Origin of the sequence: Nitratireductor alexandrii, assembly GCF_004000215.1 — a bacterium.
Taxonomy (GTDB): domain Bacteria; phylum Pseudomonadota; class Alphaproteobacteria; order Rhizobiales; family Rhizobiaceae; genus Mangrovimarina; species Mangrovimarina alexandrii.
In genome coordinates this window covers 546,812-571,573 of the sequence record NZ_RBVY01000003.1, presented here as the reverse complement: position 1 = coordinate 571,573, position 24,762 = coordinate 546,812, and the positions used below count along the sequence as shown (strand labels likewise).

The 24,762-nt window shown below is 59.7% G+C and carries 22 protein-coding genes and 1 tRNA gene; 12 read left to right on the top strand and 11 right to left on the bottom strand.

Annotation, left to right across the window (positions count from 1 at the left end):
• Nucleotides 1–200 precede the first annotated feature (200 nt).
• Nucleotides 201–770 carry a recombinase family protein gene (locus EP380_RS09475; RefSeq protein ID WP_127598188.1) on the top strand — a complete coding sequence of 190 codons (570 nt, stop codon included), beginning with the start codon at nucleotides 201–203 and terminating at the stop codon, nucleotides 768–770.
• Nucleotides 771–792: 22 nt separating this feature from the next.
• Here the strand turns inward: EP380_RS09475 and EP380_RS09470 are convergent, their stop codons facing one another.
• Together EP380_RS09470 and EP380_RS09465 are read right to left on the bottom strand one after the other, a co-directional pair.
• Nucleotides 793–1,242: a hypothetical protein gene (locus EP380_RS09470; RefSeq protein ID WP_127598186.1), complete on the bottom strand. Its 450-nt coding sequence runs from the start codon at nucleotides 1,240–1,242 to the stop codon at nucleotides 793–795.
• A complete protein-coding gene (locus EP380_RS09465; protein ID WP_127598184.1) occupies nucleotides 1,239–1,481 on the bottom strand; it encodes a hypothetical protein in 243 nt (80 codons plus the stop codon). Before EP380_RS09465 ends, EP380_RS09470 begins: the two co-directional genes overlap by 4 nt.
• 325 nt (nucleotides 1,482–1,806) lie before the next feature.
• Here EP380_RS09465 and EP380_RS09460 point away from each other — a divergent pair, with 325 nt between their 5' ends.
• Together EP380_RS09460 and EP380_RS09455 are read left to right on the top strand one after the other, a co-directional pair.
• The gene (locus EP380_RS09460) at nucleotides 1,807–2,028 is read left to right on the top strand and encodes a hypothetical protein (protein ID WP_127598182.1); all 222 of its coding nucleotides are present in this window, start codon (nucleotides 1,807–1,809) and stop codon (nucleotides 2,026–2,028) included.
• Entirely contained in the window at nucleotides 2,025–2,624 is a 600-nt protein-coding gene (locus tag EP380_RS09455; RefSeq protein ID WP_127598180.1) for a Fic/DOC family protein, read from the top strand. Before EP380_RS09460 ends, EP380_RS09455 begins: the two co-directional genes overlap by 4 nt.
• 51 nt (nucleotides 2,625–2,675) lie before the next feature.
• On the opposite strand, the gene EP380_RS09450 is transcribed toward EP380_RS09455, so the two are convergent.
• Nucleotides 2,676–3,986: a hypothetical protein gene (locus tag EP380_RS09450; RefSeq protein ID WP_127598178.1), complete on the bottom strand. Its 1,311-nt coding sequence runs from the start codon at nucleotides 3,984–3,986 to the stop codon at nucleotides 2,676–2,678.
• Nucleotides 3,987–4,095: 109 nt separating this feature from the next.
• Between EP380_RS09450 and EP380_RS09445 the strand changes: the two genes are divergently transcribed.
• Nucleotides 4,096–4,800 carry an SOS response-associated peptidase gene (locus tag EP380_RS09445; RefSeq protein ID WP_127598255.1) on the top strand — a complete coding sequence of 235 codons (705 nt, stop codon included), beginning with the start codon at nucleotides 4,096–4,098 and terminating at the stop codon, nucleotides 4,798–4,800.
• Here the strand turns inward: EP380_RS09445 and EP380_RS09440 are convergent.
• The 3 genes from EP380_RS09440 to EP380_RS09430 form a co-directional block, all read right to left on the bottom strand.
• On the bottom strand, nucleotides 4,782–5,117 hold the full coding sequence (locus EP380_RS09440) for a hypothetical protein (RefSeq protein WP_127598175.1): 336 nt from the start codon (nucleotides 5,115–5,117) through the stop codon (nucleotides 4,782–4,784). The genes EP380_RS09445 and EP380_RS09440 overlap by 19 nt on opposite strands.
• Before the next feature lie 139 nt (nucleotides 5,118–5,256).
• On the bottom strand, nucleotides 5,257–5,850 hold the full coding sequence (locus EP380_RS09435) for a hypothetical protein (RefSeq protein ID WP_238719796.1): 594 nt from the start codon (nucleotides 5,848–5,850) through the stop codon (nucleotides 5,257–5,259).
• 194 nt (nucleotides 5,851–6,044) lie between these two features.
• Nucleotides 6,045–8,075: a ParB/RepB/Spo0J family partition protein gene (locus tag EP380_RS09430; protein WP_127598171.1), complete on the bottom strand. Its 2,031-nt coding sequence runs from the start codon at nucleotides 8,073–8,075 to the stop codon at nucleotides 6,045–6,047.
• A gap of 287 nt (nucleotides 8,076–8,362) precedes the next feature.
• Between EP380_RS09430 and EP380_RS09425 the strand changes: the two genes are divergently transcribed.
• Nucleotides 8,363–12,433: an NACHT domain-containing protein gene (locus EP380_RS09425; RefSeq protein ID WP_238719795.1), complete on the top strand. Its 4,071-nt coding sequence runs from the start codon at nucleotides 8,363–8,365 to the stop codon at nucleotides 12,431–12,433.
• Nucleotides 12,434–12,454: 21 nt separating this feature from the next.
• On the opposite strand, the gene EP380_RS09420 is transcribed toward EP380_RS09425, so the two are convergent.
• The 3 genes from EP380_RS09420 to EP380_RS09410 all read right to left on the bottom strand — a co-directional run bounded on the left by EP380_RS09420 (nucleotide 12,455) and on the right by EP380_RS09410 (nucleotide 15,454).
• The gene (locus tag EP380_RS09420) at nucleotides 12,455–12,877 is read right to left on the bottom strand and encodes a DUF2958 domain-containing protein (RefSeq protein WP_164749810.1); all 423 of its coding nucleotides are present in this window, start codon (nucleotides 12,875–12,877) and stop codon (nucleotides 12,455–12,457) included.
• Nucleotides 12,878–13,999: 1,122 nt separating this feature from the next.
• Nucleotides 14,000–14,803, bottom strand: a complete 804-nt coding sequence (locus EP380_RS09415) for a hypothetical protein (RefSeq protein WP_127598165.1) — start codon at nucleotides 14,801–14,803, stop codon at nucleotides 14,000–14,002.
• A 174-nt stretch (nucleotides 14,804–14,977) separates the two neighbouring features.
• Complete coding sequence (locus EP380_RS09410) at nucleotides 14,978–15,454, bottom strand: hypothetical protein (RefSeq protein ID WP_127598163.1); 477 nt, start codon at nucleotides 15,452–15,454, stop codon at nucleotides 14,978–14,980.
• A 259-nt stretch (nucleotides 15,455–15,713) separates the two neighbouring features.
• Here EP380_RS09410 and EP380_RS09405 point away from each other — a divergent pair, with 259 nt between their 5' ends.
• The 3 genes from EP380_RS09405 to EP380_RS23985 all read left to right on the top strand — a co-directional run bounded on the left by EP380_RS09405 (nucleotide 15,714) and on the right by EP380_RS23985 (nucleotide 19,127).
• A complete protein-coding gene (locus EP380_RS09405; RefSeq protein WP_127598161.1) occupies nucleotides 15,714–17,009 on the top strand; it encodes a hypothetical protein in 1,296 nt (431 codons plus the stop codon).
• A gap of 272 nt (nucleotides 17,010–17,281) precedes the next feature.
• The gene (locus EP380_RS09400) at nucleotides 17,282–17,563 is read left to right on the top strand and encodes a hypothetical protein (protein ID WP_127598159.1); all 282 of its coding nucleotides are present in this window, start codon (nucleotides 17,282–17,284) and stop codon (nucleotides 17,561–17,563) included.
• Between the two features lie 4 nt (nucleotides 17,564–17,567).
• Complete coding sequence (locus tag EP380_RS23985; RefSeq protein ID WP_127598253.1) at nucleotides 17,568–19,127, top strand: recombinase family protein; 1,560 nt, start codon at nucleotides 17,568–17,570, stop codon at nucleotides 19,125–19,127.
• On the opposite strand, the gene EP380_RS09390 is transcribed toward EP380_RS23985, so the two are convergent.
• Together EP380_RS09390 and EP380_RS09385 are read right to left on the bottom strand one after the other, a co-directional pair.
• Nucleotides 19,090–19,165 (bottom strand) — tRNA-Ala (locus EP380_RS09390). The two genes, EP380_RS23985 and EP380_RS09390, sit on opposite strands and share 38 nt — an antisense overlap.
• A 145-nt stretch (nucleotides 19,166–19,310) precedes the next feature.
• Nucleotides 19,311–19,712: a TIGR02300 family protein gene (locus EP380_RS09385; protein WP_127598157.1), complete on the bottom strand. Its 402-nt coding sequence runs from the start codon at nucleotides 19,710–19,712 to the stop codon at nucleotides 19,311–19,313.
• A gap of 270 nt (nucleotides 19,713–19,982) precedes the next feature.
• On the opposite strand from EP380_RS09385, the gene aroA reads away from it, so the two are divergent.
• The 4 genes from aroA to rpsA all read left to right on the top strand — a co-directional run bounded on the left by aroA (nucleotide 19,983) and on the right by rpsA (nucleotide 24,613).
• Nucleotides 19,983–21,323: a 3-phosphoshikimate 1-carboxyvinyltransferase gene (gene aroA, locus EP380_RS09380; protein WP_127598155.1), complete on the top strand. Its 1,341-nt coding sequence runs from the start codon at nucleotides 19,983–19,985 to the stop codon at nucleotides 21,321–21,323.
• 18 nt (nucleotides 21,324–21,341) lie between these two features.
• Nucleotides 21,342–22,046: an SDR family oxidoreductase gene (locus EP380_RS09375; protein ID WP_106570400.1), complete on the top strand. Its 705-nt coding sequence runs from the start codon at nucleotides 21,342–21,344 to the stop codon at nucleotides 22,044–22,046.
• Nucleotides 22,043–22,702, top strand: coding sequence for a (d)CMP kinase (cmk, locus tag EP380_RS09370; RefSeq protein WP_106570399.1), 660 nt, complete (start codon nucleotides 22,043–22,045; stop codon nucleotides 22,700–22,702). The genes EP380_RS09375 and cmk overlap by 4 nt, the downstream gene beginning before the upstream one ends.
• A gap of 210 nt (nucleotides 22,703–22,912) precedes the next feature.
• Nucleotides 22,913–24,613 (top strand): 30S ribosomal protein S1, encoded by a 1,701-nt coding sequence (gene rpsA / locus EP380_RS09365; RefSeq protein ID WP_106570398.1) that lies wholly within the window; start codon nucleotides 22,913–22,915, stop codon nucleotides 24,611–24,613.
• Nucleotides 24,614–24,762: the final 149 nt, after the last annotated feature.

Below are 24,762 nucleotides of genomic sequence, written 5' to 3'. Positions count from 1 at the left end.
CTCGGTGGAAACGCCGGGTCAGTTCTCAGTGGCAATCAACAGTGCGGGCTTCAGATTTGGTAAAATATTCTGAAAGACAGGAATTCCGCCGGTACGGCGGGTCGGGATCAACACGAACGCCGTCCGAAGAGGGACGGCACACAAAGGGTCAATAGTGTGGCCATGTGAGAGAAACTTTAAGCCATTGAAACAAAACGATTATGAAGCGCATTGCCTACATCCGCGTGTCGACCGCCGAGCAGCGGCCCGACCGCCAGATTGACGGACTGAAACGGATATCCGACGAACTGCACATCGAAACCCTTTCCGCCGTGGCCCGGCGGCGACCTGTCTACGAGACCGTGGTTGCCCGCTTGGAGCCCGGTGATACCCTCGTCGTGTGGTCGTTGGACCGCGCGTTTCGCTCGGCGCGCGATGCCCTGAACGAACTGCATGCCCTGCAAGGTGGCGGGGTGCAGTTTCATATCGCCGATCTCAGTCTCGATACCGCCACACCGCATGGCAAGCTGACCTTCACGTTGATGAGCGCGGTCGCCGAATTCGAGCGCGACGTTCTGATCCAGCGCACCAAGGAAGGCATTGCGGCCGCGCGGGCTCGTGGCAAACGCATCGGGCGACCACCGAAGCTCAGCAAACGCCAACTGTCTGAGGCAAGACGCCTGATCGATCTCGGCACCTCGACGCGCGCCGAACTGGCCGAACAATATGGAGTTGCCGAATGGACGCTCAGCCGGTCGTTGAAGCGAATGGCCGAGCGCCCGTCAACGTGATCAGACAACAAGGAGCAAGCGCCTAGGGAGCCTGTGCCCTTGCGTATTCGCTCTCTACGGCACCGGTCTCGGCAAACCACTGCCAGATTTCGTGCAGTAGCACCGCATCGTCACCATCGAGCACACGGTGGGCGCCATCGAACCAGTCGAGGAACCAATATTCGATGCGATGGCAGGTGAAGTCCGGGTTGACGAAGAAGCGGACCTCATCGCCGGGGCCGCCCCAGGAGAGCTGGTAGCGGAAGTAGGCCTCGCGCTGATCGTGGAACGTTTCAGGCGGAAGGTAATCAAAGGACAGACCATATTCGGCCAGTGTTTCGGTTTCGTCCACGCCGCTCATGTCGAGCAATCGGCGAAGGTCGGCGAGCCGCTGTTTCAGGTGGCGCTCGATGCGCTCTTCGCAGCTGGCGGCCCGCTCCTGCGAGCCGCCACTGCCCGGCCTTTGGCCGGAGGTTTCCGGGCGGGGGCTCAATGCGACCCCCCGTTGTCGGCCTGATCGACCGGCAGGACGAAGATGACGCCCTTGCGCTGTGCGAGTTCGACCGGGATATGGGCGAACGAGAGGATGCCGCCCTGCTTGCCGTTCTTGCGCGGCCAGATGGCGCCGATCTCCTTGGGCCGGGTCACGATATCGTTGCCGTCCCTGTCCTGCTCGATGCGCGAGAAGGTCACGCGGAAGAGCGGCCTGTCGTTGGTGGGTTTGTGTTCCATAGGATGTCTCCTTTGCTTGGTTGGGCGGCTGGACCATCCAGCCGATGCGCGGGAGAGATCGGGCCGGTCACAAGGCCGGCGGTCATGGTCAACACGGCCCTTCGCCAAGGCTTCGGGCCGCAGGCGGGAGGGGTGGAGCGGGCAGGCCATTGAACGGCGGGCGCCGGTCCGAAATAACCGCCATCGAACCGGCTGGGTGGCCAGCGCCGGCAAAGGGATCGGACACCTTTCACCAAGTCACCGGCGGGCCCAGGCTCTGCGCGGGTTTGAGCCCAAAGGGCCGGAAATTCTGGCAATGAGAGGATGAATCCGGTAGAATGAAGAGATGAGCAAGACGCCAAAAACGCAGCAGGACAAGGAGTTTGCCGGGGCCAGGCAGCGCCGGCTCGTCGCCGCGCATTTGCAGGCCATCGAGGATAGTCCGCCGACGGCGGAGCAGACGGCGATGTTCGAGATGTTCGAGCGCGAGGGCTGGTCCCACGAAAGGCGGCGCGCCTATATCAAGGCGCGCGCCGAGGCCGCCGCCGTGGTTCATGCCGCTGAATGAGCGAGCCTGATACCCGTTATTGCTATCCGCCTGACTACACCGTCCTCAAGAACAGACTGAACCTCCGCGACGCGGCCGAGCTCGATCATTTCGAGCGGGAGTTCGTCATGCAGCGGATTGCCGAAGGTGTTCCCTCCGGCGATTTCGATCTCGCCCACCTGAAAGCGATCCACCGTTACCTGTTCCAGGATGTCTATGAATGGGCGGGCGAACTGCGCATGGTCGAGATTTCGAAGGACGGGCATCAGTTCCAGTTCCGCCGCTACATCGAAACCGGCATGGCGGACATACATCGCCGTCTGATCGCAAAGGAGTTCCTCGGCGGCCTCGATGCTTCCGGCTTCGCTCGCGAGGCCGGGACCATCATGGGTGACATCAACTATGTGCATCCGTTTCGCGAGGGCAATGGCCGCACGCAGCTGCTCTATCTCGAACAACTCGCCGAACGGGCCGGCCATGCCATCGACCTCACGCGCATCCAACGCAATACATGGATGACGGCCTCGCGGCAGGCACACCTTGGCAATTACGAGCCCACGGCTGCGTGCATTGCCGCGGCTCTTAAGCTTCCCGGCAGTGCGGAAAACGCCACCTAGATCAGCACTCAGGGTCCAATCTAGTTCCCCGGCAGGTCCAATCGCCACCACTCAAGGCCATTCCGGGATCACGAGACGAGTATCTTCGGTCGGCAAGTGGCCCAGCGCACGATGCTCCGCTACCAGCTCCTCATGGGGATCGCCCTGCGGCACGAACGCATCTCCAAATACGTGCTTTCGCAGACACTTCGCGGTCGCAACCTCCAGATCTATCGAAATATCAGTTCCAAACCGACTCCAGTATTTCTGGTATATCGACGACGCAAAGACGTCCGGCGACCCGCCGTGAATCACGCTATTTCTCAGGGCAATCATCTTGTTGATCTGGGGCAGGGCATGACCGGCATCGAGGGTGGTCAACATGCCCTCCCTAAGGCGCTGTGTTGCTTGACCTTCGCGATTTTCGAACAGCGCCTCAAGGGCCATGAACATTATGGGGCAACGCTCGACTGGATCGAGGAACCAGCCTCGAAAGAAGTAATCCAGTGCATTGCGTTTCGAGCGCTCGAGCTTCTCGGACGAGGCGATGATCGAGTCGAGTATTCGAAGCCACACGTGATCACAAACCCGAATTCGCAAGCCATCGGCTAGGGGTGGCGTATGCGGGTTGCTGGTGACCACCACGATTTCTCGGTGGACGCTAAGGTAGTTCCGAACCGATGGCCGAAGAACAAACCCATATCGTTCGCGATAGATCGGCGCCAGTGCGAGCGCACCCAAAACGATTCTTTTGATCTTCTTTGCGGTGTTATCGCTTGGGCCACGCGCACCGAGCCATGAGCCGACCGGCTCGACCGCCCTTCCCTCGCGCCGGAGCGGTGGCATCTGCGTGGTAACAAGGTCCAAGCGTTGAAGCGCCGCGGGCAACTCTGCGGTCAGCTTGTCCGGCGGTACGATGAAGAAGTTCTGCCCAACGAACGGAGCTTCCACGAGAACTGGAGTCAACGGAAACAGCAGTAGCCGGGATTGAGGATTAAACACACAGGAGTTCGCCAGCATGGCAGCAAGTGCTGCCTTGCCAGCGTCTGAAATCATGGCACGGTAGCTTTGATCGGCTGGCCAGTCCGCTAATTCACTCGCCACGATGTAGTGGTGCTCCCGAAAGAACGCGCGGAGAGTTCTGATCGAAAACGCTATCGACTCATCTGAAAAATGCTTTGGGCCTCTCTCACGCAAAACGAGCGCGGCAGCTGCTATGCCGGCAGAGCTGACAAACGCGCGTTCGGTTAGGCCCGCGTGGTCCCAACCTCCTTTCGATTCCACAACGCTGACCTGTTCGTACGTGCGATCCGCGCCGGGTAGTCGATAGTAGGCAGCAAGGACCAGGCTAACGATTTCAAGTGGCAGATATGGATCACTCATCGGCCGTCCTTCCTTGCCGAAACGCCGTTCGCCAACTCCGTGCCGCCCTAGTCCGATAAGCTAAATCATCCTCTGGTCAGGCACACATGCGCGATGCATCATGCCGGGCATGTGCAATCTCTACAATCTCACCACGGCGCAGCAAGCGATCCTCGAATGGACGCGCGCCATGCGAGATCGCGCCGGTAACCTCGAACCCTCATTCGATGTCTATCCGAACCAGCCGGGCGCGGTCGTCCGCAACGCGCCAGACGGCGAGCGCGAACTGGTTCGCCTGCTTTGGGGCATGCCGACGCCGCCGGAACGCGTGAAAGGCAAGGCCGACTACGGCACCACCAATATCCGTCATCCCGACTACCGGCACTGGCAAGCCTATCTCGGGGTCGAGCATCGATGCGTCGTGCCGGTGACCAGCTTTGCCGAGCCCAGCCCAAAGCCAGGCGACAAGGATCCCGAGACCGGCATTCAGCGGAACTATTGGTTCGCCGCCGCGGAAGACCGGCCCTTGTTTTTCTTCGCAGGTTTGTGGACGAGTTGGCACGGCGTTCGCCGGGTGAAGGACGGTCCCGGCGATCATCAACTCTTTGGGTTCTTGACGACCAAGCCCAATGCCGTGGTCGCGCCGATCCATCCAAAGGCGATGCCGGTCATCCTCTCGACGCATGACGAGATCGACAAATGGCTGACCGCGCCATGGGCGGACGCCAAACATCTTCAGCGGCCCGCGCCAGATGATGCCCTCATCGTGGTGGACAAGCCCGCCACGCAGATCAAGTTTCCGCAGAACGGCCGGGCTCAGGGATCGCTGTTCTGAGGAGCGTCATCCCTCCATACCGGAATGCGTTTCACCCGGATATCGACCAGGCGGCGAATAGTCATGCGCTGGCGTTCAGCGGCACTCGGAAGCCGCAGGTCGACCTCCACGTTATCGCCGCGCCCGCAGCGGCCGCATTTCATTTTTCGTTCGAGTGATTGCACATCGACGTCCCCGAACAAGCGGATGAGATCGTCCGGCACGTAGTAGCGCACGCCTGCTTGAAAACCGCAGCCAACCTGTACCAGGTGCCCCCGCGCATGCGCCCAGCTCAAAAGCACAATCAGCGTTCGGCGGCGGGGCGGCAGGTCTGGCATCGAGGATCACAACGGCTTGGCTCTTTCGTTCCTTTTTTGTTCTGGCGAGTCAAGCCGCGAAAATGCATTGCTACTGGTGGGGCGCAAAACGGGACCTGCCACGTTCAGTGAAACTGAGTTGTGAATTCTGTTTCAAGCTTCAGGAAATCAACCTTTCATGATTCCCAAAATCTGCCTGACTCATCCAGCGGATCACCGCTCCATGTTCTTCTATTGAGATTAGCGCACGTCCAAGTGGTGCGCGTCCCGCAGCAACTTCCGCCTCCATAGTTGTGGAAATCTTTTCGGCGAGCGAGACGAACCTCGCCAGCTTCGCCGCTATCTCTACCGGGTCAGTCTCCGAAATTATCAGCACGGTCCCCCAAGTAGGTTCCGGGATGGAGAGACCGACAATCAGCTCCGTTCCCGGGCCAGCTTTTTCTAATGCCTTGCCGAGAGCTGTGGCAACGTCGGCAAGTGGCTTTACCTCTTTGGCTTTGAAGGCCTTTGCGAGCACATCCCAAGTCGCATCGCCTGCCCGCTTAGCGATGGTAGTGAGAAAAACGGTTGCTGCCGCCGAGAGCGGCACCCATGTCGTCAAATTGCCGATTAGCTGAATGAGCAATTCGCGGCCAGGATCGGCTGACTTCTGTAAGTACCAGCGGGCGTCTCCTACGAAAATGTGCTCACGGAGAGTCGCGACCAACTCTTCGGCTTGCGACGGGGGAAAACCCCATGGCATCGTCAATCTCATAAGGTCCGGTTGATTGCTCGCGTCACTAGTTTTCACCAACCTGCCCTTTCCCATGCGTTTGAAAGCTCAGTAGCATCTTGGCACGGCTTGCGTAATGCACCACGCTAAGGGGAATCTGAAACAGAATCTTGGTATTCTGTTTCAGAAGCGCCGCCCGGCGTTTGGCCGGGCGGCGCTTATCGTTCGGTGTCAACTCAGGCCGCCGCGTCTTCCGCGTTTGCGGCATCGGCGTCGGTGTCGTCGACGTCATTGTCGGAGCGTCCTTCCATCGACCCCGTCACCGCATACCTCTCGAAACGCCCGGTGTAGCCGGTGCCGGGGAAGCGCATGTAGCGCGGTTGCCAGTCTTCGACCTTGGTTCGGCCCTCGCCGGATAGGCAATCGGCGATGATCTTCTTTTGCACCTTGGCGGTGGAGGAAAGATGCGCATCCGCCGTCGCCTCGTCCGCGACCTCGCGCAGCATGGCGTTGATGGCGGGCTTGTCGCGCAGAAGATCGAAGAAGGTATCGTCCGGGCTCCACCAATCGGCCATATCGGTCTTGAGCAACAGACCGAGCCCTTCGATCAGCCCGGTTCCGGCTTCGAGCGTCTCGGCCATGACGAAGGTCAGGATGCGCAGCACGGTGCCATCGTCCATGGGCAAGAGCATGGCGAGGATATCGGCGAGTTCGCGCTCATGCTTGAACAGCCCCGGCGGCACGATGCGGTGATCCTCGTCCGCGCCCGGCTCCTCGATGGCCAGAAGCGTGCGGATTGCCTCGCGTTCCTTTGAGAACTGCTTTTCCGCCGCTGATCCGGCGAGGCTTTCGCCGATATCCCCTGAATGCGCCTTTTGCGGCTCGGGATGGACGCTCCACAGGCTCGATCCGGCGATGATGTGGGCCACTGACAGCCGCAGCGCGACCTTGGGGTGGGCCAGAAGCCCGGTGCGCACCGCCGCATGCTTGTGCAGATCGATATAATTGACCATCGCCTTGGTGCATTCGGGCCGTGAGACTTTGGTGTCGGCGGCAGCGTCGCCATCACCCTCACCACTTTTGCCCGCTTGCGCCTTTTCCAGCCGCCTCGCTTCCTTGGCGGTGAGATAACCTTCATGGAAGGTCACCGCGCCGTTGCGGGCAATGGCGATAAACACCTTGCCGCCCTTCTTCCTCGCGACCTTGGCATGCTCCCATGTGGCAAAACGCTCACCGGGTTCGAGGATGACAACCTCTTTCCAGCCCGCCGCGAGATACGCATCGCGCTTTTCGGCAATGGCCTTGTTCTGTAGCGGCCAGAAGGAGGCCGCATCGGCAAAATAGCGTTCTTCCCCGAACAGGTCGGCGATGATGGCGCCCGGATACTCCTCTTCGGCAAAAAGGGCGGCGGTGACGGGAATATGCTGCCCGCCAAACAGCCAGTCCTTGAGCGCCTGACCGTAGGGCGGGTATTGCTCTTCATCGGTGAAGAGTTCCCACCATGCCTTTTGCTGCGCCTTGGTGGCGAGCGTCAGAATCCGAATTGTGCCGGGATCGATATCCTCCTTGCGGTAGGCAGTGAGGATCGGGCCGATCAAATTGGCAATCGCCAGCCTTTGCTTGACCAGCCGTTCCGTCACCCCGAACTGCGCCGCCACGTCGGCGGGATCCATGCCCTTCTTCACCAGTGCGGCGAAGGCCTTGTACTGGTCGATCTCGTCCATGGGCAGACGGGCGATGTTTTCGGCCAAGGAGGCCTCGATGGCCTTGGCGTCATCGCCTTCTTCCATCACCGCGCAAGGCACCGGCTCGGCGATGCCCTCCTCGGCCAGTTTGAGCAATGCCCGGTAGCGCCGCCCTCCGGCGATGATTTCGTAGGCCTCCCCGTCCGGCCTGACCAGCAAGGGCTGCAACACGCCGAGCGAACGGATGGAGGGCAGGAGATCGGAGATATCGCCGCCGCCCTTCTTCCTGACATTGAGTTTGGAGGGAAAAATCTCCTCGAGTTTGAGATGTGTGAGTTTCATGGGCTTGGGTCCTTTCATAGCCAAAGAGTTGAAAGCGAAGCCCTTCGAACCCTGCCCACCGGGCAGGCACAAAAAGCCGCGCATGCACCCCTGGCCAGCGCCGAGCGTCCAAAACCCAAAGCAACAAAAGACACCGCCGTCGCCAAAGCGGCGGCGACCATCGGTGGACGCAAAGGACCGAAAGCCGGGGGCGCCAAAGCCGAACCGCGCCAGCGGCGCCGCAGGCGGGCCCGACAACACGGGAGCCGTGCACTTCCACGCGGCGAATGGAGCGGGCCGGAGAGCCTGAGGCTATTGGGTCACGTCCCCGGCGTCGGTGTAAGCTGGATCAAAGGGGTGCCAGGCGCGCGACCAGCGCGGCTGAATGACAAAGCCGGCCGTCAGGCCGTCATTATCACTACCGCGAGGGATCGAAGCCGGATGGCGGAGACGCCGGCACGGCGGCTCCGTTCAACGAGAGCCCGGCCGGCAAACGCCGGCGCGCCACAACCATTAGCACTCCCACAGCGGGGACGCTGCGCCCTGAGATGGAGGCGGATTTTTTTTTGGTGGAGCCGAGTAATCCACCCCCGTATTCTGGACCGATGAGTCGGATTTACATCCAGCGCCGTCTGCTCCACGAAGATAAACAAATCAACCAAGCGATTCTGACGCGGCTCGGCAAGGTGGTTCTTGTCCTCGGCGAGCCGGGAGCGGGAAAGTCTGACTTACTTGCGGATCTTGGGAGATTTTTAGGTGTACAGCCGAGATCGGCCAGTCGCTTCCGCCATCAATCCTCAGCCACCACAACGCGTGCCCTTATCATCGACGCACTCGACGAGGTAGCGAGATTAGACCCGGAGGCGATTGACCCGATTGTCGTGAAGGCGAGCGAAACGTCAGCCCCTCTGGTCATACTATCGAGCCGGTCGAGCGAGTGGGACCCGGCGAGAACAAGGTTGCTTGAGGAATGCTTCGGCGAAAAACCCGCCGTCGTAAGTCTGCTGCCGTTCGAGGAGACAGAACAAAAGGCGCTTTTCGAAGCTAATTTCCCCGGCGAAGAGTTCTCAATGTTTGTCGGCGAAACGGACCGGTTTGAACTGCGACCACTGCTTGGCAATCCGCAATTTCTGCAACTGTTTGCGGAGGCCTACATCCAAGGTGGCCGACGCTTTTCCAGCAAACGGAAGATTTTTGCCGATGCGGTCACCCGCCTGGCCAGCGAGCGCGAGGATTCACCGAAACAAAACAGCCGCGCGCCAATCAGGTCGATAGTCGAAGTCAGCGAGGAGCTGTTCGCAAAGATTCTCTTATCCGGAACCAGCGGAGTTTCGCTGACCGATGATCCCGAAGACCGAGACTTCACCTACTTGAACGCTCTCGCCCAAAGGCACCACGCACTGCTTAGAGACACGCTTGATACGCGACTCTTCAAGCCAGCCATCGAGCAGGGCCGCCACGAACCGGTACACCGTATCGTCGCGGAACATGGCGCTGCCCGGTACCTCGTGCGGCGCATCGACGATGCCAGCGACCTCCTAAGCATCCGCAGGGTACTCGCTGTGGTCGCCCCCAATGGTGTCGTTCGCGACGAGCTCCGGGGGCTGCTTGGTTGGATGGCCACATTCGGCAGTCAAGAAGCGCAAACCGCTTGCATTGAGACGGATCCCTATGCCGTTCTCGCGAACGGCGACCCCTCGCAGATGGTACGGTCCTCTAAGGGCCTTCTGCTGAGAAGATTGCGCCAGCTCTCGGAAATCGACCCTCACTTCCGCCGAAGCGATTCGCGGCGAACCTTCAGCGTTGCTGGGTTCTTCGAGGGCCACTTGCTTGATTTGGTCAGAACGGAGCTCGTGGGCCACGAAGTGGTTGAGGAGCTGCGCGATCTGCTGCTCGAACTCTTGCAAGGTTCGGAGGCTGTTCGCGACCTTGTGCCCGAATTGAGGAGTTTGTTGCTACAGAACGAAGCCCCTCGATCAACTCGTATCCGCGTGCAACGCCTTCTTCTTGAGCTTTCAGAGCACGACCATGGCAAAGATTTCCTTGCGCTGGTGAATCTCGGCGACCAAACGTCGCTGCGGATTGCGGCAGAGACTGCCCCTCTGTACCAGGACGGCGTGTTGCGCCGTGAGGACAAGCTGGCCCTACTCAAGGCATCGGGTCAATATTGCGGAGATGAACGACGCCGCAACGATCAATATGTCGAACACCGATTCTACGTCCGGACATTTGTCCAAGGGTTGGGCCTTGAGGACGTTAGATGGCTACTTGACGAACTGACGCGCGATCTATCGTGCACATGCGGTGCCACAAACGCGCACGGCTGCACATGCCTGCATTCGATCAGCCGTATCATTAGCCAGTTGCTGGATCGATACTTCACTCTGGCTTCAAAGCCACATGATCCGTCGCGAATATGGTCGTGGACGAAGTCACTTCGCTTCAAGGGGCCAGCGACGGAAGAAAATAGTGTGTCCGTCAAAGCTCTGAGAGAAGATAACACGCTTCGCCAAGCGATCCACCGCCTGGCATTCGAAGGCCAGAAGAGCGCGAACGATGTTTGGGACATTCATGTGAAGCTTTCCCTATCCTACGGCCATGCCGGGCTCTATCTCAGCCACGCGGACCATCTTGCTATCGTAGATCACGCGTTCGAGACGAAGAATGCCGTACTTTGGGAAGGTTTCTACCGTAGTCACAATCGCTACGCAGCGCAGCAAGGCCCTGACGACCTGCGTACACGCCTGCGTTCGCAGGCGCGCCGGGATTCCAACTTGCTCCGCATCTGGACAAAAGGCGAGCGCGATGCGCGCGCGGCTGGAATGCGAGAGCGGACGACTTGGCGCCGACCACATCGAAGACACCAGCGGTGGGAGGCAGAACAAAAGGAACAGACGCGCAACTATTTTGAGGCAAATCAGGACAGGATCGCGTCCGGGACAGACTGGCCAGCGCTCAAATGGATCGCCGATCAATATCTGATTAGCCCACAAAATCTCGGTGACGTATTTGACAACGTAGCTGAGGCGGATCGAGCCCTAGTCAACTGCTTTGAATTCCTTCGGCCGCACACCCCGTCCCTTGCCTCGCTAGTAGACGAAACGCCCTACGTTCTTCGCGTGCTACATGCGGCTTGTCTTGCGCATTTTCGTGCAGCGGGAAATCTCGATGCTATCGATGTCGATGTACTGCGGGCCGTTCGGACCGATATTGCCGGGTACGAAGGTTACGAGGAAGGTGAATCCGAACGCGTTAAAGCGGCAATCGATCGGCGTATTTTTCCGGACAACGACGAAATCGAGGCATTCGCCCGAACCTTCATCGAGCCGCAATTGTCCCGTGCGTTTGACGTAGCAACAGACGTGGGCAAGTTGCAATATGACAATGCCTTCGCGCCCATCCGTGACAAGCTGGCATTTGAATGGCTGGTAAGGTTCCCAAGGATGCCATGGAGCGCGCGTGAGACGTTGTTCGATATCTGCACAAAACGTAGCGACCGAGCAGCGTTGACGACCTTGGTATCTGGCCAGTGTACCACGTTCGCATCGAACGCTGCCGCATCGGATCAAGACGCTAAGACTCGTGATTTTTGGCTTCTGCGCGGCCTCTTTTTTCTCGATAGTCCGCCAATAGAGGTCTGGCACCGTTTTGCGTCTGATCCTGATGCTATTTTCATGATCGAATCGCGCGCCGGACGATTTGGCAGAGGCGATAGCGAGGCTTGGCCAAATTTATCGGCAGAGAAAATTTTCAGGATCTTGGATATGTACGTAGACGCCTGGCCTGAGGTTTTTCTACCTAGTTCTTACGGCACTGGAGACCCCCCGGGGGAGACAGCCTATCGATTCCTGACGGATATCGTATGGCGCATCGGCCAAGATGCACCATGCAACAGCATCCCGGTTCTTGATCGACTTCTTGCGGATACGCGGTTCACAAAATTTCTCGATTCCCTTAAAAGCCAGCGCGCTGCCGCCGTACGCAAGAGGTCATTGAAGGACTTCAAAGCTCCGTCGGCTGCCGATGTTGTGGACATGCTGGATCGTAACCGCCTGGCCACTGTCGAAGATTTGCGTGCATTGATGGTCGAAGAGCTAACGAAGCTGGAGACCTGGGTCCACGGCAGCGAGACCAATCCGCTCTCTACATTCTACGTCAACGGCAAACATGTCGACGAAAACACAGCGCGCGACCGCATAGTCGACCGGTTACAAGGCCGTATGTCGGCGCTCAATCTGAATGTGATCATCGAGCGTTACATGGCGGATCAAACGCGCTCTGATATCTGCGTTTCAGCGATGCTAGGCGGTCGCCAAAAGCTGCTCGTAATGGAGGTCAAGGGACAGTGGCATAAAGACCTGTTTTCTGCTGCCGCGGCGCAGCTTCACGAGCGCTACAGCTCGCATCCAGATGCGGCGCAGCAAGGCGTTTATCTCGTTTTGTGGTTTGGCCCTGGCGAGCCAATCGCAGGCCGGCAGAACACGGACATTGCTAGTCCGGGCGCCCTTCGGGACGCGATCACTACAGCGATGCCGCAGGACTTGCGTCGCTTGATCGACGTTGTCGTGGTCAATCTTTCATCGAAGAAACGCAGAGAAACCGATACTCAACGTCGATAGTATGATCGCACTCGCCAGCGATCATTCCCAACCCAGTTCCCTCTTGATCTCATCCGGGTCGACTTTCTCGTCAAATACCAGAACGATCTGGCCTTCGAGTTTTGCCATTTCGGCATACTCCAGAATATCAAGTTCCCTGGCGTCGTCGAACAGCGGGTCGTGGGATACACCCTGCTCTCGATAGCCTCGGAGGGTGGCAAGTTCGCTGAGTCGAACATATCCGAGCTCAGGGGGTGCGCCCGCGATCGTCATGAGCCCAAATGCCATGTAGTGATCTCCTGGATCGATGCTCGCCAGAAGCCAGGACGACGATGGGCTCCTTGGCAGGTGTAGGTAGGCCTGCGGGACCATCCTGCATTTTTCGCCAGTATTATTCGCGTCCTGCTGCCGCCGACCGTTATCCAGCAGCCGTCGAAGTTGAAGATCGGAGAGTATCTGATGCATTTCTGTTCGCTCCATTGCGTAGCTTAACCAAGTTGGGGTCCGAGATCGATGGTCGCGCGAGGGCAGGTGATCCGGATCGCATGAGGGCAGAAAGCTCGATGGGTGGCCGGAGGGAGAGTGAAATCTCCGTCGGGTCATGGGGGCGTCGGGGGAGCTCGAAGGCTCCCTGACTGGTGATCAATCGGCCAGACGATTGTGCATGGTCCGGTGCAGGTGGAGAAGGCACGTCTCCAGGCCTTGCGAGTAATCAACCGGCGATACGGTTGACTGGCGCATCGAGGCTCAATGCCGAGGATTGCGCCACAGGCCGGGAGGGATGCAACGGGAGGCGCGCAGCGGGCCTCCCTTGCCAAGAGGGTGCGGTGTAATACATCCGCACACATCTTGCGAAACGCGCGCACCTTCAGGGCGCCCTGGTTCGAAGAACCGCGTTCGGGGGCGCAACAGGCGGAGCTGAAGCCCTTTTGCCGTGACCCGCTCTGACGGCTCTGGGCAGCAGCTTCACGGCGTCATTATTTCCGCAAGGCAACTCCATATCTCACGACGAGGTCAGAAGCTCCCACTGAATGAAGGATCGGATCGGCGCTCTAATCACACCGGCGCTCTCAAGATACCACGCGGCGTGGAGGCACAAAGAGATTGCGTGAGACGATGCCCGTCCCGCCTCATCGACCCCCTCCAACTTGCATGCCGCATATGCCGGTACAGTAAGGCGGTTGCGCTCGGTCAATTCTCGGATCGCCGCCTTAACGGCGAGCGCGGGTGTCATTGAGTTGGGACCCATGGTTCGATTGACCAACTCGGAGCGCAGGCTGAGATAAGTGGGCCAGTCCCCAGCTAGCTCGGCTCTCTCCAGCCGTTCGACTTCTTCAATCGCTATCGGACTGCTCTTCACCGCCAACTGCTTCGTTCTGGACTCATTGGCAATCAACTCCAGGAAGCAATGCCCGCACTACAAGTGCCCAGCGGTCACCGAAGCAACGTTAAACACGACGGGCAACGGCGCTGACTGCGCGCGAACAACGCTTTTCCGGAGCAGCGCGACTCCAAAGGGACGGCCCTGTTCATGGAACCGTTCAAACAACAGACCCTACGCTCCTAACGCAGTCGAAGGTGTTTGCTCTATCGCTTTTGCGGCCTAGAACTGCAGAACCACTGGGCACCTCGTTGGATGTAGGCGCCGTTGCAATGGTAAGTGCCCCTGTTCCACCGAAATATCTCACCGTATTCAGCGTCCGGTACTGGCGTCAAAAGTCCTTGTTGATCCTCCGATACTGGGTAGATGCTGAACTTGGCTTCGCCGCGGGCATAGTCCAATCCATCATAGACCAATTCGTAATAGCGCCCGCCCTCTGCAAAAATCTTGGCTTCTCCTGGCCCGACGCAGTTGTCCTCAGCCCCGTTCAAAACGAGAGCGATGTGATCTACCCGAGCTCCGCCGCATTTGATGCCGAGGTAGGTAACGCGGTTTCTGGAGCCAGCTATTGAGTGTGTCTGATTTTGCCGCAGGGAGAACTGTCGATCAGCGATGACATCGCGAACCAAGGGCTCGGTGCTAAGCAGCGCCACAGCGCTATTCGCGATCTCTTCCATGGCGTCTCTTGAGGCTAGGAGCGCTCCCGAACGCTCCAGCCTCCCCAACAAAGTGCGGAACTTGTCAAGTCGTTCGATTTCTGTCGTCGAAGTCAGACCACTCGACGCTTCCTTAAAGATAATGGTTATATCGCCGCTGTTCACTGTATTGTTGACGGTACCCGAATTTGTTCCGATCTGAACATTTCCGACGCTAGCGTCATTGCCTTGGGTTTGGCTGATCTGCGCAATACCTTCGCCGCTCGTGAACGCGCCGATAGCAAGTGACCCGAGCACAGTAGCCAGGGCTCCGGTCGCAACCGCAAAGAAAAATGTTCTCCATGAAAGGCGCATAGTGCCGCTCCCGCGTCTTGGCAACAACGATCAGTATACTGGCACGGTGACTTCGGAGCAAAATCTCTCTCGCTCAGGCAGTACGAGACCGGCAGTTCCTTGTCCTTGTGTCCTGTTCGACCAAAGACCAACAGGACTACATCTCGTTCAGCAAATTTCTGAGCGATGGAGGGGCTAGATCTTGTATATCCTAACAGCGCCTCGCACCAAACCGCCGTCGAACGCTACACGAACACTACGCAGCGGTTCGTTCGAGTCCAGCGCGCCGTGGCACTCACTACCAAACAGATGGCTTGCCTGCGCAAACGTAGCGCCACCTAGCCCAACCAAACGTTGACCCGTCGCATAGAATGAGATCGTGTATTCGAAAGAAAACGTCGCGTCTTCATGCCACCCGTTGCGACCAACATAGAAACCTCGCCCATCGTTGGTGTCGCCGTCGAGGATCGCCGAACTTCCGGCATAACGAACATAATTCTTGTAGCCTGCGCTCTTGCTGTTCGCCTGTATGTAAAGTCTTCGGTCGGTTTTTTGAGCGGAGAGTTCTCCTTCACCAACAAACTTGAGCCCGCCGCCTCGAAGAGCGTCTTTTAAGTCCAGGGTTAACTGCGGCTGGTCGCTTGCAAACGGGACTTCCGCCAAAAACTGCATGATTTCCTCCCAAATAGGAAAGCGTAGCGCCAACAATAACTGGCGGGACATCCTCTAACAATACCAAAAGTTGCATCACGTGAGACCACTGCCAAAAGTGGCGGCGGAGGGAGATGTCTGCGTTCAAAGTGGTAAAGTGTGTGACAATGCCTGGCGACCAGAACGGTCACGTCGACTCCGCAACTGGTCGGAGGTAATGACTATGCGGCCCCGATCCGATAACATTATCACTAACTAGACGACTTCCTCCGGGGGAAACATGCAAGAAGCACTCAAGCCATACGTTGAGGCAGTGTTTCGGTTCTTGTTCACCCAACCGTGGCCGTTGGTGATTGCCCTTTCAACAAGTGCCGCGGCTTGGTTTTACGCCGATCTCGTGGCAGAGCGCCCCTTGAACCGATATGAACTCATCGGCTTCTTCATCCTAGCGTTCGCCGGCGCCTATCTCTGCATTCGTGGCTTTGCGGTGCTTCGGCGCCTGATTCCGGTCTTCTTGATCGGCCTTGCCTCATTGTACAGTGCGCCTACCGCTGCGAATGACTTGGCCGTGATACAAATCCCACCTTCGGGCAAGCTTGCATACGATCTGCGAGCGCTGTCATTGTTTCAGTTCTCTTTCCCGCTGCATGATCTCGAACGCGTTGACGAAGCTACGTTGTCGGAGGAAGACACCGATTGCCTGGTCCTCGAGCGGCGCGACCGTACCGACTTTGTTGCTACATTTTGCGGATATGGAGCTATGTTTAAGTCTGGGATCGGTAGCTTGATCGTTGGCTCTGACGGTGACACGCGATATGCGCTCGACCTCTACGAGCTTGAGGTCGGAGGCGGTGGTGGTTTTGGAAAGGTGCTTCACGTCCCCAGCACCAGCCTTAAGAACTATCTCAGCCGGCAAGAGCTTCAGCTAGAATTCCTTGGTCGAGCCATCCTTGAGAAAGACCACAAGGACTCAAAGAAACATTTTCTTGGTTTTGGTCTGTATGGTTTCGTGCTCTTTCGAGACAAAGGGGCCATAGATAGCCATCGAAAGAAAGCCATCACAGATGCATTTATTTCTATTTTACCTGATTATGCAATAAATTCGTTCGGCGTACGCAAAGAGAACATAGGGGTATTGATATATCCCTCACTTTTGGATGATGTAAGAATTTACGAGGCAGCAAACCTGCAGGCCATCAATGACGAAAGTTGTAACGACTCTTTTTGCCCTTTTGACGGCCAATTCCTTTCACGTTACTATAATTATTCTTACGCCGATTATGCATTGCGACAGATTCGCCACGAGACTAGGATATCGGTCCCGGCCTTCTCTCTGGTGATTGTCCCGCACTCAGCGCAACTTGATCAGAAGAAATTCTTCCTGAGCAATTTTAGGTGGTCAGAATCGATCGTTATGGATATCACCGAGGTCAACGACTATGGTAAATTCTTCAACGATCTGAATAATTTCTTTGTTCACGATATCCATAGCGAGCCGAGTTTATTTGATCAGTTCAGAAAGTTTGCGGAGTCGACCGGGCGGCTTGCTCTCATTGTTTTCGAGAAGAGCGGCTAGTTAGCTCAGTCAGCTGTGTTTTTTGCTTGACATTCACGATCTGGTATAGGACAATATTCTTATTCCTCGACCACTTTGCACTTTGGAAATATTTACATAACTTTTGGTGTTGCGGCGAGCCGCTAGGGCTCCCAAATCAAGAGTCGGCGTTCGCTTTGAGCGCTGGCAGGTGGTGCGGGCCGCCAGGACAATCTTTAGACTGGCTTTCGAACGCTTACCTTGACCACAAGACTTGCGCCCGTTCGTCGGCGCCGCAAGCACGAGCTATTATCATGACCCCTGACATCGAAAAATACCGCCACTTCGTGGATCGCTTTGACCTGACCGAAGAGGAGAAGGCCGAACTGATCCACACTGTCTGGCGCGTGGTGGAAGGCTTTGCCTACCGCGCCTTCCGGCTGGATCCGGTCCAGCAGGTCGTAAGGCCGTCTGTAACGGAAGATGCATCGGCCAAAGCGCCTGTGCTAGAGTTTGAGAAGGTACCCAACACCGACAATTCATTGACTGACACGTTCCGCCTCAAAGCGCGGAACCGTGGGAGGAGGAAGAAGTAGACAGATGCCCGAAGACCCGAGTCCGCAAAGAGCCGTCATCTATTGCCGCGTCTCATCGACAAAGCAGGCGAAACAGGGCCACGGTCTCGATTCGCAGGAACTCAGATGCCGCCAACATGCCGACAGCATGGGCTATCACGTAGAAGCCGTCTTTCCCGATGACGTCTCGGGCGGCGGAGACTTCATGAAGCGGCCCGGCATGGTCGCACTTCTCTCCTATCTCGATGCACAACCGAACAAGGACTACATCGTCATTTTCGACGATCTAAAGCGTTTCGCCCGCGATACCGAGTTTCATATCCGGCTGCGCCGGGCGTTCAAGTCGCGCGGAGCGCGGATCGAATGCCTGAGTTTCAAGTTCGAGGATACGCCGGAGGGCAAGTTCATCGAGACGGTGCTTGCCGCCCAGGGCGAACTGGAACGCGAGCAGAATGGCCGTCAGGTGGTCCAGAAAATGCGGGCGCGCGTGCTGAGCGGTTACTGGTGTTTCGCACCGGTGACTGGTTACCGGTACGATACCGTAGCCGGCCACGGAAAGATGCTGGTTCGCAAAGAGCCTGAGGCTTCGATTGTGACCGAAGTCTTCCAGAGTTATGCGTCACGCCGGCTGGAGAGCCTTGCCGAGGTCAAGCGTTTCCTTGAGGACCAGCCAACGTTCCCGCGCAGCCGCAATGGCGAGGTGCATTTCCAGCGGGTCATCGATCTGCTCACGCGATCGCTTTATGCCGGATACATCGACGTTCCCAAGTGGGGCATTGCGCTCCATCCGGCAAAGCACGAGCCACTGATCGATTTTGCAACATGGAGCACCGTACAAGACCGGATGAAGGACACGGCCAGGGCGCCAACGCGCAAGGACATAAACGAGGATTTCCCGATGCGCGGTTTCGTCTCGTGCGGTCAATGTGGAGAGCCGCTGACGGCCTGCTGGTCCACCGGTCGCAATCGCAGATATCCTTACTATCTCTGTGACACGAAAGGATGCCCCGATTACCGCAAGTCAATCCGCAAAGAGGCCATTGAAGGCGAGTTCGAGAAGATGCTCTCCTGCATGACACCACAAAGAGATCTCTTCTTGATGGTATTCACCATGCTTGAGGAGTTTTGGGATCACCTGCAAGGGCTGGCGGACAAGAACAGCGACGATGCCAAACGTGAACTCCGGGAGATCGAGCGAAAGACGGACCAGCTGATGGAGCGCGTGGTCGACGCTGATAGCCCCGCGTTGATAACGGCGTACGAAGACAGGATCAGAAAACTAGAGAGGAGAAAGCTATGGATTAAGGAAAAGATCACCGAATACGGTCAGCCAGCAAAGGGCTTCAAGGAAACTTATCGAACCGCGATGGAATTCCTAGCAAACCCTTGCAAACTCTGGGCTTCCGAGCGCTTGGATGACAAGAGACTTGTGCTCCGTCTCGCGTTTGCCCGCAAGCTGCCCTACCTTCGAAATGAAGGTTATCGAACCGCCGAAACCACCTTGCCTTTCAAGGTGTTGGCGGGAATTTCATCGGGAAAGTATGATTTGGTGGAGCCAAGGGGAGTCGAACCCCTGACCTCTTGAATGCCATTCAAGCGCTCTCCCAACTGAGCTATGGCCCCACACTCCGGCCGAAACCGGCGCCGTTTCCGGCGAAGAGGTCGTCGCACCGCTTGGGTCGGTGCGTAAGTGCTGGCGGCTTCTATCGCCGCCAGACGCGAAGATCAAGCCCGCATGGACGCGATCTGCGCGGGAATTTTTCGGCGGTCAGGTTTCCTCGTCGTCCTCGCCGCCGACGCCGATGATTCCGGTGACGTCATCGTCGTCCTCGTCGTCGCTCGCCAGGAAGGTGTCGTCGTCGTCATCGTCGCCCAGATCGACATCGTCGTCATCGTCGCCGTCGATGTCGGGAAGATCACTGCTCTTGCCGGTCTCTTCCTCCTCGGCCTCTTCAAGCGAAACGATTTCCGCACCGCTCTCTTCGCTCTCGGTGTCGACCTCGGCCTGCTCGACCTCCTCTTCCTCCTCCACGACCGCGCCGGCCTCGAAATAAGACAGCGGATAGCTGGTGCCGGTATAGGGGGACACGATCGGGTCCTTGCCCAGATCGTAGAATTTTCGACCCGTCTCGGGGCAAATGCGTTTGGTGCCTAGTTCGGGTTTAGCCACGGCAGCGCCTCGTCGCGATGTGGCCCGTTCTGGCCGGCCGCATCGCCTGACGCCTCGGAAACGGGCATTTCATTGCTGAAAAAAGATCGGTCCCCATAAACACAGTTTGGCGTGCTGTCAAAGCCAAATGCGGCCTTTGCCCCGCTTGATTTTCAGGCCCGGACCGGCAGGGATGACCGTGGCGAAAAGCCGTGATAGGACACCGCCGCCCTTGCCGCCGGCGCCTGGCCGGACAATCGCGCATCATGCCCGCATCAGGATCGACACACGATGAACGCTCCCGCCACGCAATCGCCCGCCACCGCCCGCCGCTCCGGCGCGCTTGTCGGACGCGTGCGCGTGCCCGGCGACAAGTCGATTTCCCACCGTGCCCTGATGTTCGGCGGCCTGGCCTCCGGCGAGACACGGATTTCGGGCCTGCTGGAAGGCGAGGACGTGCTGCGCACCGGCGAGGCGATGACGGCGATGGGCGCACGCGTCGTGCGCGACGGCGCCGAATGGGTGGTGACGGGCACCGGCAATGGCTGCCTGCTCGAGCCCGAGGCGCCGCTCGATTTCGGCAATGCGGGCACGGGCTCGCGGCTGACCATGGGCCTGGTCGGGCCCTACGATATGCGCGTGCGCTTCGTCGGCGACGCATCGCTGTCGCAGCGGCCGATGGGCCGGGTGCTCGATCCGCTGCGGCAAATGGGCGTCCAGGTGCTGGAGGCGGCGGACGGGGACCGCATGCCGCTTACCCTGCACGGGCCCAAACATGCCGCGCCGATCAGCTACCGCGTTCCGGTCGCCTCCGCCCAGGTCAAGTCGGCCGTGCTTCTGGCCGGGCTCAACGCCATGGGCGTGACGACGGTGATCGAGCCGGTGATGACCCGCGACCACACCGAAAAGATGCTCGCCGGCTTCGGCGCCGCGATCGAGGTCGAGACCGACGCCGACGGCACCCGCCATATCCGCGTGGAAGGCCGGGGCCGGCTTACCGGCCAGGTGATCGCGGTGCCGGGCGACCCGTCCTCGGCCGCCTTTCCGCTTGTGGCCGCGCTGGTCGTGCCCGGTTCCGACATCACGATCGAAAACGTGCTCATGAACCCGACCCGCACCGGGCTGATCACGACGTTGATCGAGATGGGCGCCTCGATCGAGCTGCTCAACGAACGCATGGCCGGCGGCGAGGACGTCGCCGATTTGCGCGTGCGCGCATCCGAGCTCAAGGGCGTCGCGGTGCCGGCCGAGCGGGCGCCGTCGATGATCGACGAATATCCGGTGCTGGCGGTGGCGGCCGCCTTCGCCGAGGGCGAGACGCTGATGCGGGGGCTCGACGAATTGCGCGTGAAGGAAAGCGACCGCCTGGCCGCTGTCGCGCGCGGGCTGGAGGCCAATGGCGTCGACTGCACGGAGGGCGCCGACACGCTCGCCGTGCGCGGCCGACCGGACGGCAAGGGGCTCGGCGGCGGCACGGTGGCAACCCATCTCGACCACCGCATCGCGATGAGCTTCCTCGTTCTGGGGCTGGCGAGCGAAAACCCGGTGGCGGTCGACGACCGGACGATGATCGCGACCAGCTTTCCCGAGTTCATGGACCTGATGACCGGGCTCGGAGCGGATGTGGCGTGAGGCGAAAGGAAGGCTGCGATGGGTGACCAGAAAGTCGCGATGATCGTCGGCGGCGGGTCCGGCATGGGGGCCGCGGCGGCGCGCAAGCTCGCCGGAACCGGCTTCGCCGTGGCGGTGATGTCGTCATCGGGCAAGGGCGAGGCGCTCGGCCGCGAACTGGGCGGGCTCGGCTTCACCGGCTCCAATCTCGAACCCGACGACCTCAAGCGCTTCGTCGACCGGACGATGGAGCGCTACGGCCGCGTCGACGCGGTCATAAACGGCGCCGGCCACGGCCCCAAGGGCGAGGTGCTGGCGATCTCCGACGAGGACTGGCATCGCGGCATGGAGTTCTACCTGCTCAACGTCGTGCGCATTACCCGTCTCGTCACGCCGGTGATGCAGGCGCAAAACGGCGGCGCGATCGTCAACATCTCCACCTATGCCACCTTCGAGCCCGAGGCGGCGTTTCCCACCTCGGGCGTGTTCCGGGCCGGGCTTGCCGCCTTCACCAAGCTGTTTGCCGATCGCTACGCCGCCGACAATATCCGGATGAACAACGTGCTGCCGGGCTTCATCGATTCCCTGCCCGAGAAGGAAGAGCGCCGCGCGCGCATTCCCGCCGGCCGCTACGGCACGGTCGACGAGGTCGCCGAACTGATCGCGTTTCTCGCCTCGGACAGGTCGTCCTATATCACCGGCCAGAACCTGCGCATCGACGGCGGCATCACCAGGTCGGTATGAGCAGCGCGTCCGCCCCGCTCGTCATCGCCATCGACGGTCCGGCCGCGTCCGGCAAGGGCACGCTGGCGCGCCGGCTGGCCGCGCATTACGGGCTGCGCCATCTCGACACCGGCCTGACCTACCGCGCCGTGGCGCATCGCATGCTGGCCCACGGCCTGCCGCTCGACAACGTGTCGGCGGCCGAAACAGCGGCCCGGCAAATCGACCTGGCCCAACTCGACCGTGAAGCGCTGTCGACGCACGCCATCGGCGAGGCCGCTTCCAAGGTGGCGGTGATGGCAGGCGTGCGCGCCATCCTGGTCGCGGCCCAGCGCGCCTTCGCGGCAGCGATGCCCGGCGCGGTGCTCGACGGGCGCGACATCGGCACGGTGGTGTGTCCCGACGCGGCGGTGAAACTCTACGTCACCGCCTCGGCCGCCGTGCGCGCGACACGGCGCCTGCGCGAGATTCTCGACCGCGGCGACGGAGCCCATTACGATGCCATCCTGGCCGACATCGAGCGCCGCGACGCCCGCGACATGGGCCGGGCCGATTCGCCGCTGCGGCCGGCGGACGATGCGCACTTGCTCGATACGTCCGAAATGGATATAGAAACCGCGTTCCAGACAGCAAAAGCGATCATCGACGATGCGATTGCCGGCCGGAACGGGAGCTGAAACGAGGCGGCGCGCTGCTCGTCCCCTATGCGGGGAGGCAGGCGATCCGCTTTTTTGCTTTCGATACAATCATTGTCCGTCCGCGTCCCGATGCACCGGACCGCCGCCAGAAGCGGCGATTTGCTCGCAAGAGCGGGGCGCGCCGACAGGCGTAACGCAACACGAACCGCCGGTGCCGCCCGCCAGACAGTCGGGCACCCAGGAGCTTCAATGTCACAATCCAATCCCACCCGCGACGATTTCGCGAGCCTTCTCGAAGAATCCTTCCAGGAAACCAATGCCGGCGAAGGCCAGGTCGTCAAGGGCACGGTTACCGCCATCGAGAAGGACATGGCGATCATCGATGTCGGCCTGAAGGTCGAAGGCCGCGTGCCGCTGAAGGAATTCGGCGCCAAGGCCAAGGACGGCCAGCTCAATGTCGGCGACACGGTCGAGGTCTATGTCGAGCGGATCGAAAACGCGCTCGGTGAAGCCATGCTCAGCCGCGACAAGGCGCGCCGCGAGGAAAGCTGGACGCGTCTGGAAGAGAAATTCTCCAAGGGCGAACGCGTCGAGGGCATCATCTTCAACCAGGTCAAGGGCGGCTTCACGGTCGATCTCGACGGCGCCGTCGCCTTCCTGCCGCGCAGCCAGGTCGACATCCGGCCGATCCGCGACGTCACCCCGCTGATGCACAATCCGCAGCCCTTCGAGATCCTGAAGATGGATCGCCGCCGCGGCAACATCGTCGTCTCGCGCCGCACCGTGCTCGAGGAGAGCCGTGCCGAGCAGCGTTCGGAGATCGTGCAGAACCTCGAGGAAGGCCAGGTCGTGGAAGGTGTTGTCAAGAACATCACCGATTACGGCGCCTTCGTCGATCTCGGCGGTATCGACGGGCTGCTGCACGTCACCGACATGGCATGGCGCCGGGTCAACCATCCGACCGAGATCCTGTCGATCGGCCAGACGGTCAAGGTGCAGATCATCCGCATCAACCAGGAAACCCACCGCATCTCGCTGGGCATGAAGCAGCTCGAGGCGGATCCGTGGGAAGATATCGGCACCAAATATCCGCTCGGCAAGAAGATCACCGGCACGGTCACCAACATCACCGATTACGGCGCCTTCGTGGAGCTGGAACCGGGGATCGAGGGCCTGATCCACGTTTCGGAGATGTCGTGGACCAAGAAGAACGTGCATCCGGGCAAGATCCTGTCGACCACCCAGCAGGTCGACGTCGTGGTGCTCGAGGTCGATCCGCAGAAGCGCCGCATTTCGCTCGGCCTCAAGCAGACCCTGGAAAATCCCTGGGACGCGTTTGCCAGCAGCCATCCGGTCGGCGCGATCGTCGAGGGCGAGGTCAAGAACAAGACCGAGTTCGGCCTGTTCATCGGCCTGGAAGGCGACGTGGACGGCATGGTCCATCTGTCGGATCTCGACTGGGTGCGCCCGGGCGAGCAGGTGATCGAAGAGTACAATCGCGGCGACATGGTCAAGGCGCAGGTGCTCGACGTCGATATCGACAAGGAGCGCATCTCGCTCGGCATCAAGCAGCTTTCGCGTGACGCCGTCGGCGAAGCGGCCGCCTCCGGCGATCTGCGCAAGAACGCGATCGTCACCTGCGAGGTCACCGCGATCAAGGATGGCGGCATCGAGGTCAAGCTGGTCGATCACGACCTGGAGGCCTTCATCCGCCGCTCCGACCTGTCGCGCGACCGCGACGAGCAGCGCCCCGAGCGTTTCGCCGTCGGCCAGAAGGTCGATGCCCGCGTGACGATGTTCGACAAGAAGACGCGCAAGATCAACGTGTCGATCAAGGCGCTGGAGATCGCCGAGGAGAAGCAGGCGGTGGCCCAGTTCGGCTCGACCGATTCCGGCGCCTCGCTCGGCGACATTCTCGGCGCCGCGCTCAAGAAGCAGGGCGACAACTAAGCCCTCGCCGAACCAGGCTCGAAACCAGACCCCGCCGGAGCGATCCGGCGGGGTTTTTCTTATCCGCGCCGTCCGGCCGCACGCCGGCTTTGGCCGGCCGGCGCGGCGAACCGCAAATATTCCACATTCGCGCGCCATGATCGGCGGTC

Bases quoted from the DNA above. Each gene is read 5' to 3' on its own strand.
- EP380_RS09475 (WP_127598188.1), top strand. From the start codon at position 201: ATGAAGCGCATTGCCTACATCCGCGTGTCGACCGCCGAGCAGCGGCCC.
- EP380_RS09465 (WP_127598184.1), bottom strand. From the start codon at position 1,481: ATGGAACACAAACCCACCAACGACAGGCCGCTCTTCCGCGTGACCTTC.
- EP380_RS09460 (WP_127598182.1), top strand. From the start codon at position 1,807: ATGAGCAAGACGCCAAAAACGCAGCAGGACAAGGAGTTTGCCGGGGCC.
- EP380_RS09455 (WP_127598180.1), top strand. From the start codon at position 2,025: ATGAGCGAGCCTGATACCCGTTATTGCTATCCGCCTGACTACACCGTC.
- EP380_RS09450 (WP_127598178.1), bottom strand. From the start codon at position 3,986: ATGAGTGATCCATATCTGCCACTTGAAATCGTTAGCCTGGTCCTTGCT.
- EP380_RS09445 (WP_127598255.1), top strand. From the start codon at position 4,096: ATGTGCAATCTCTACAATCTCACCACGGCGCAGCAAGCGATCCTCGAA.
- EP380_RS09440 (WP_127598175.1), bottom strand. From the start codon at position 5,117: ATGCCAGACCTGCCGCCCCGCCGCCGAACGCTGATTGTGCTTTTGAGC.
- EP380_RS09435 (WP_238719796.1), bottom strand. From the start codon at position 5,850: ATGAGATTGACGATGCCATGGGGTTTTCCCCCGTCGCAAGCCGAAGAG.
- EP380_RS09425 (WP_238719795.1), top strand. From the start codon at position 8,363: ATGGAGGCGGATTTTTTTTTGGTGGAGCCGAGTAATCCACCCCCGTAT.
- EP380_RS09420 (WP_164749810.1), bottom strand. From the start codon at position 12,877: ATGCATCAGATACTCTCCGATCTTCAACTTCGACGGCTGCTGGATAAC.
- EP380_RS09415 (WP_127598165.1), bottom strand. From the start codon at position 14,803: ATGCGCCTTTCATGGAGAACATTTTTCTTTGCGGTTGCGACCGGAGCC.
- EP380_RS09410 (WP_127598163.1), bottom strand. From the start codon at position 15,454: ATGCAGTTTTTGGCGGAAGTCCCGTTTGCAAGCGACCAGCCGCAGTTA.
- EP380_RS09405 (WP_127598161.1), top strand. From the start codon at position 15,714: ATGCAAGAAGCACTCAAGCCATACGTTGAGGCAGTGTTTCGGTTCTTG.
- EP380_RS09400 (WP_127598159.1), top strand. From the start codon at position 17,282: ATGACCCCTGACATCGAAAAATACCGCCACTTCGTGGATCGCTTTGAC.
- EP380_RS23985 (WP_127598253.1), top strand. From the start codon at position 17,568: ATGCCCGAAGACCCGAGTCCGCAAAGAGCCGTCATCTATTGCCGCGTC.
- aroA (WP_127598155.1), top strand. From the start codon at position 19,983: ATGAACGCTCCCGCCACGCAATCGCCCGCCACCGCCCGCCGCTCCGGC.
- EP380_RS09375 (WP_106570400.1), top strand. From the start codon at position 21,342: ATGGGTGACCAGAAAGTCGCGATGATCGTCGGCGGCGGGTCCGGCATG.
- cmk (WP_106570399.1), top strand. From the start codon at position 22,043: ATGAGCAGCGCGTCCGCCCCGCTCGTCATCGCCATCGACGGTCCGGCC.
- rpsA (WP_106570398.1), top strand. From the start codon at position 22,913: ATGTCACAATCCAATCCCACCCGCGACGATTTCGCGAGCCTTCTCGAA.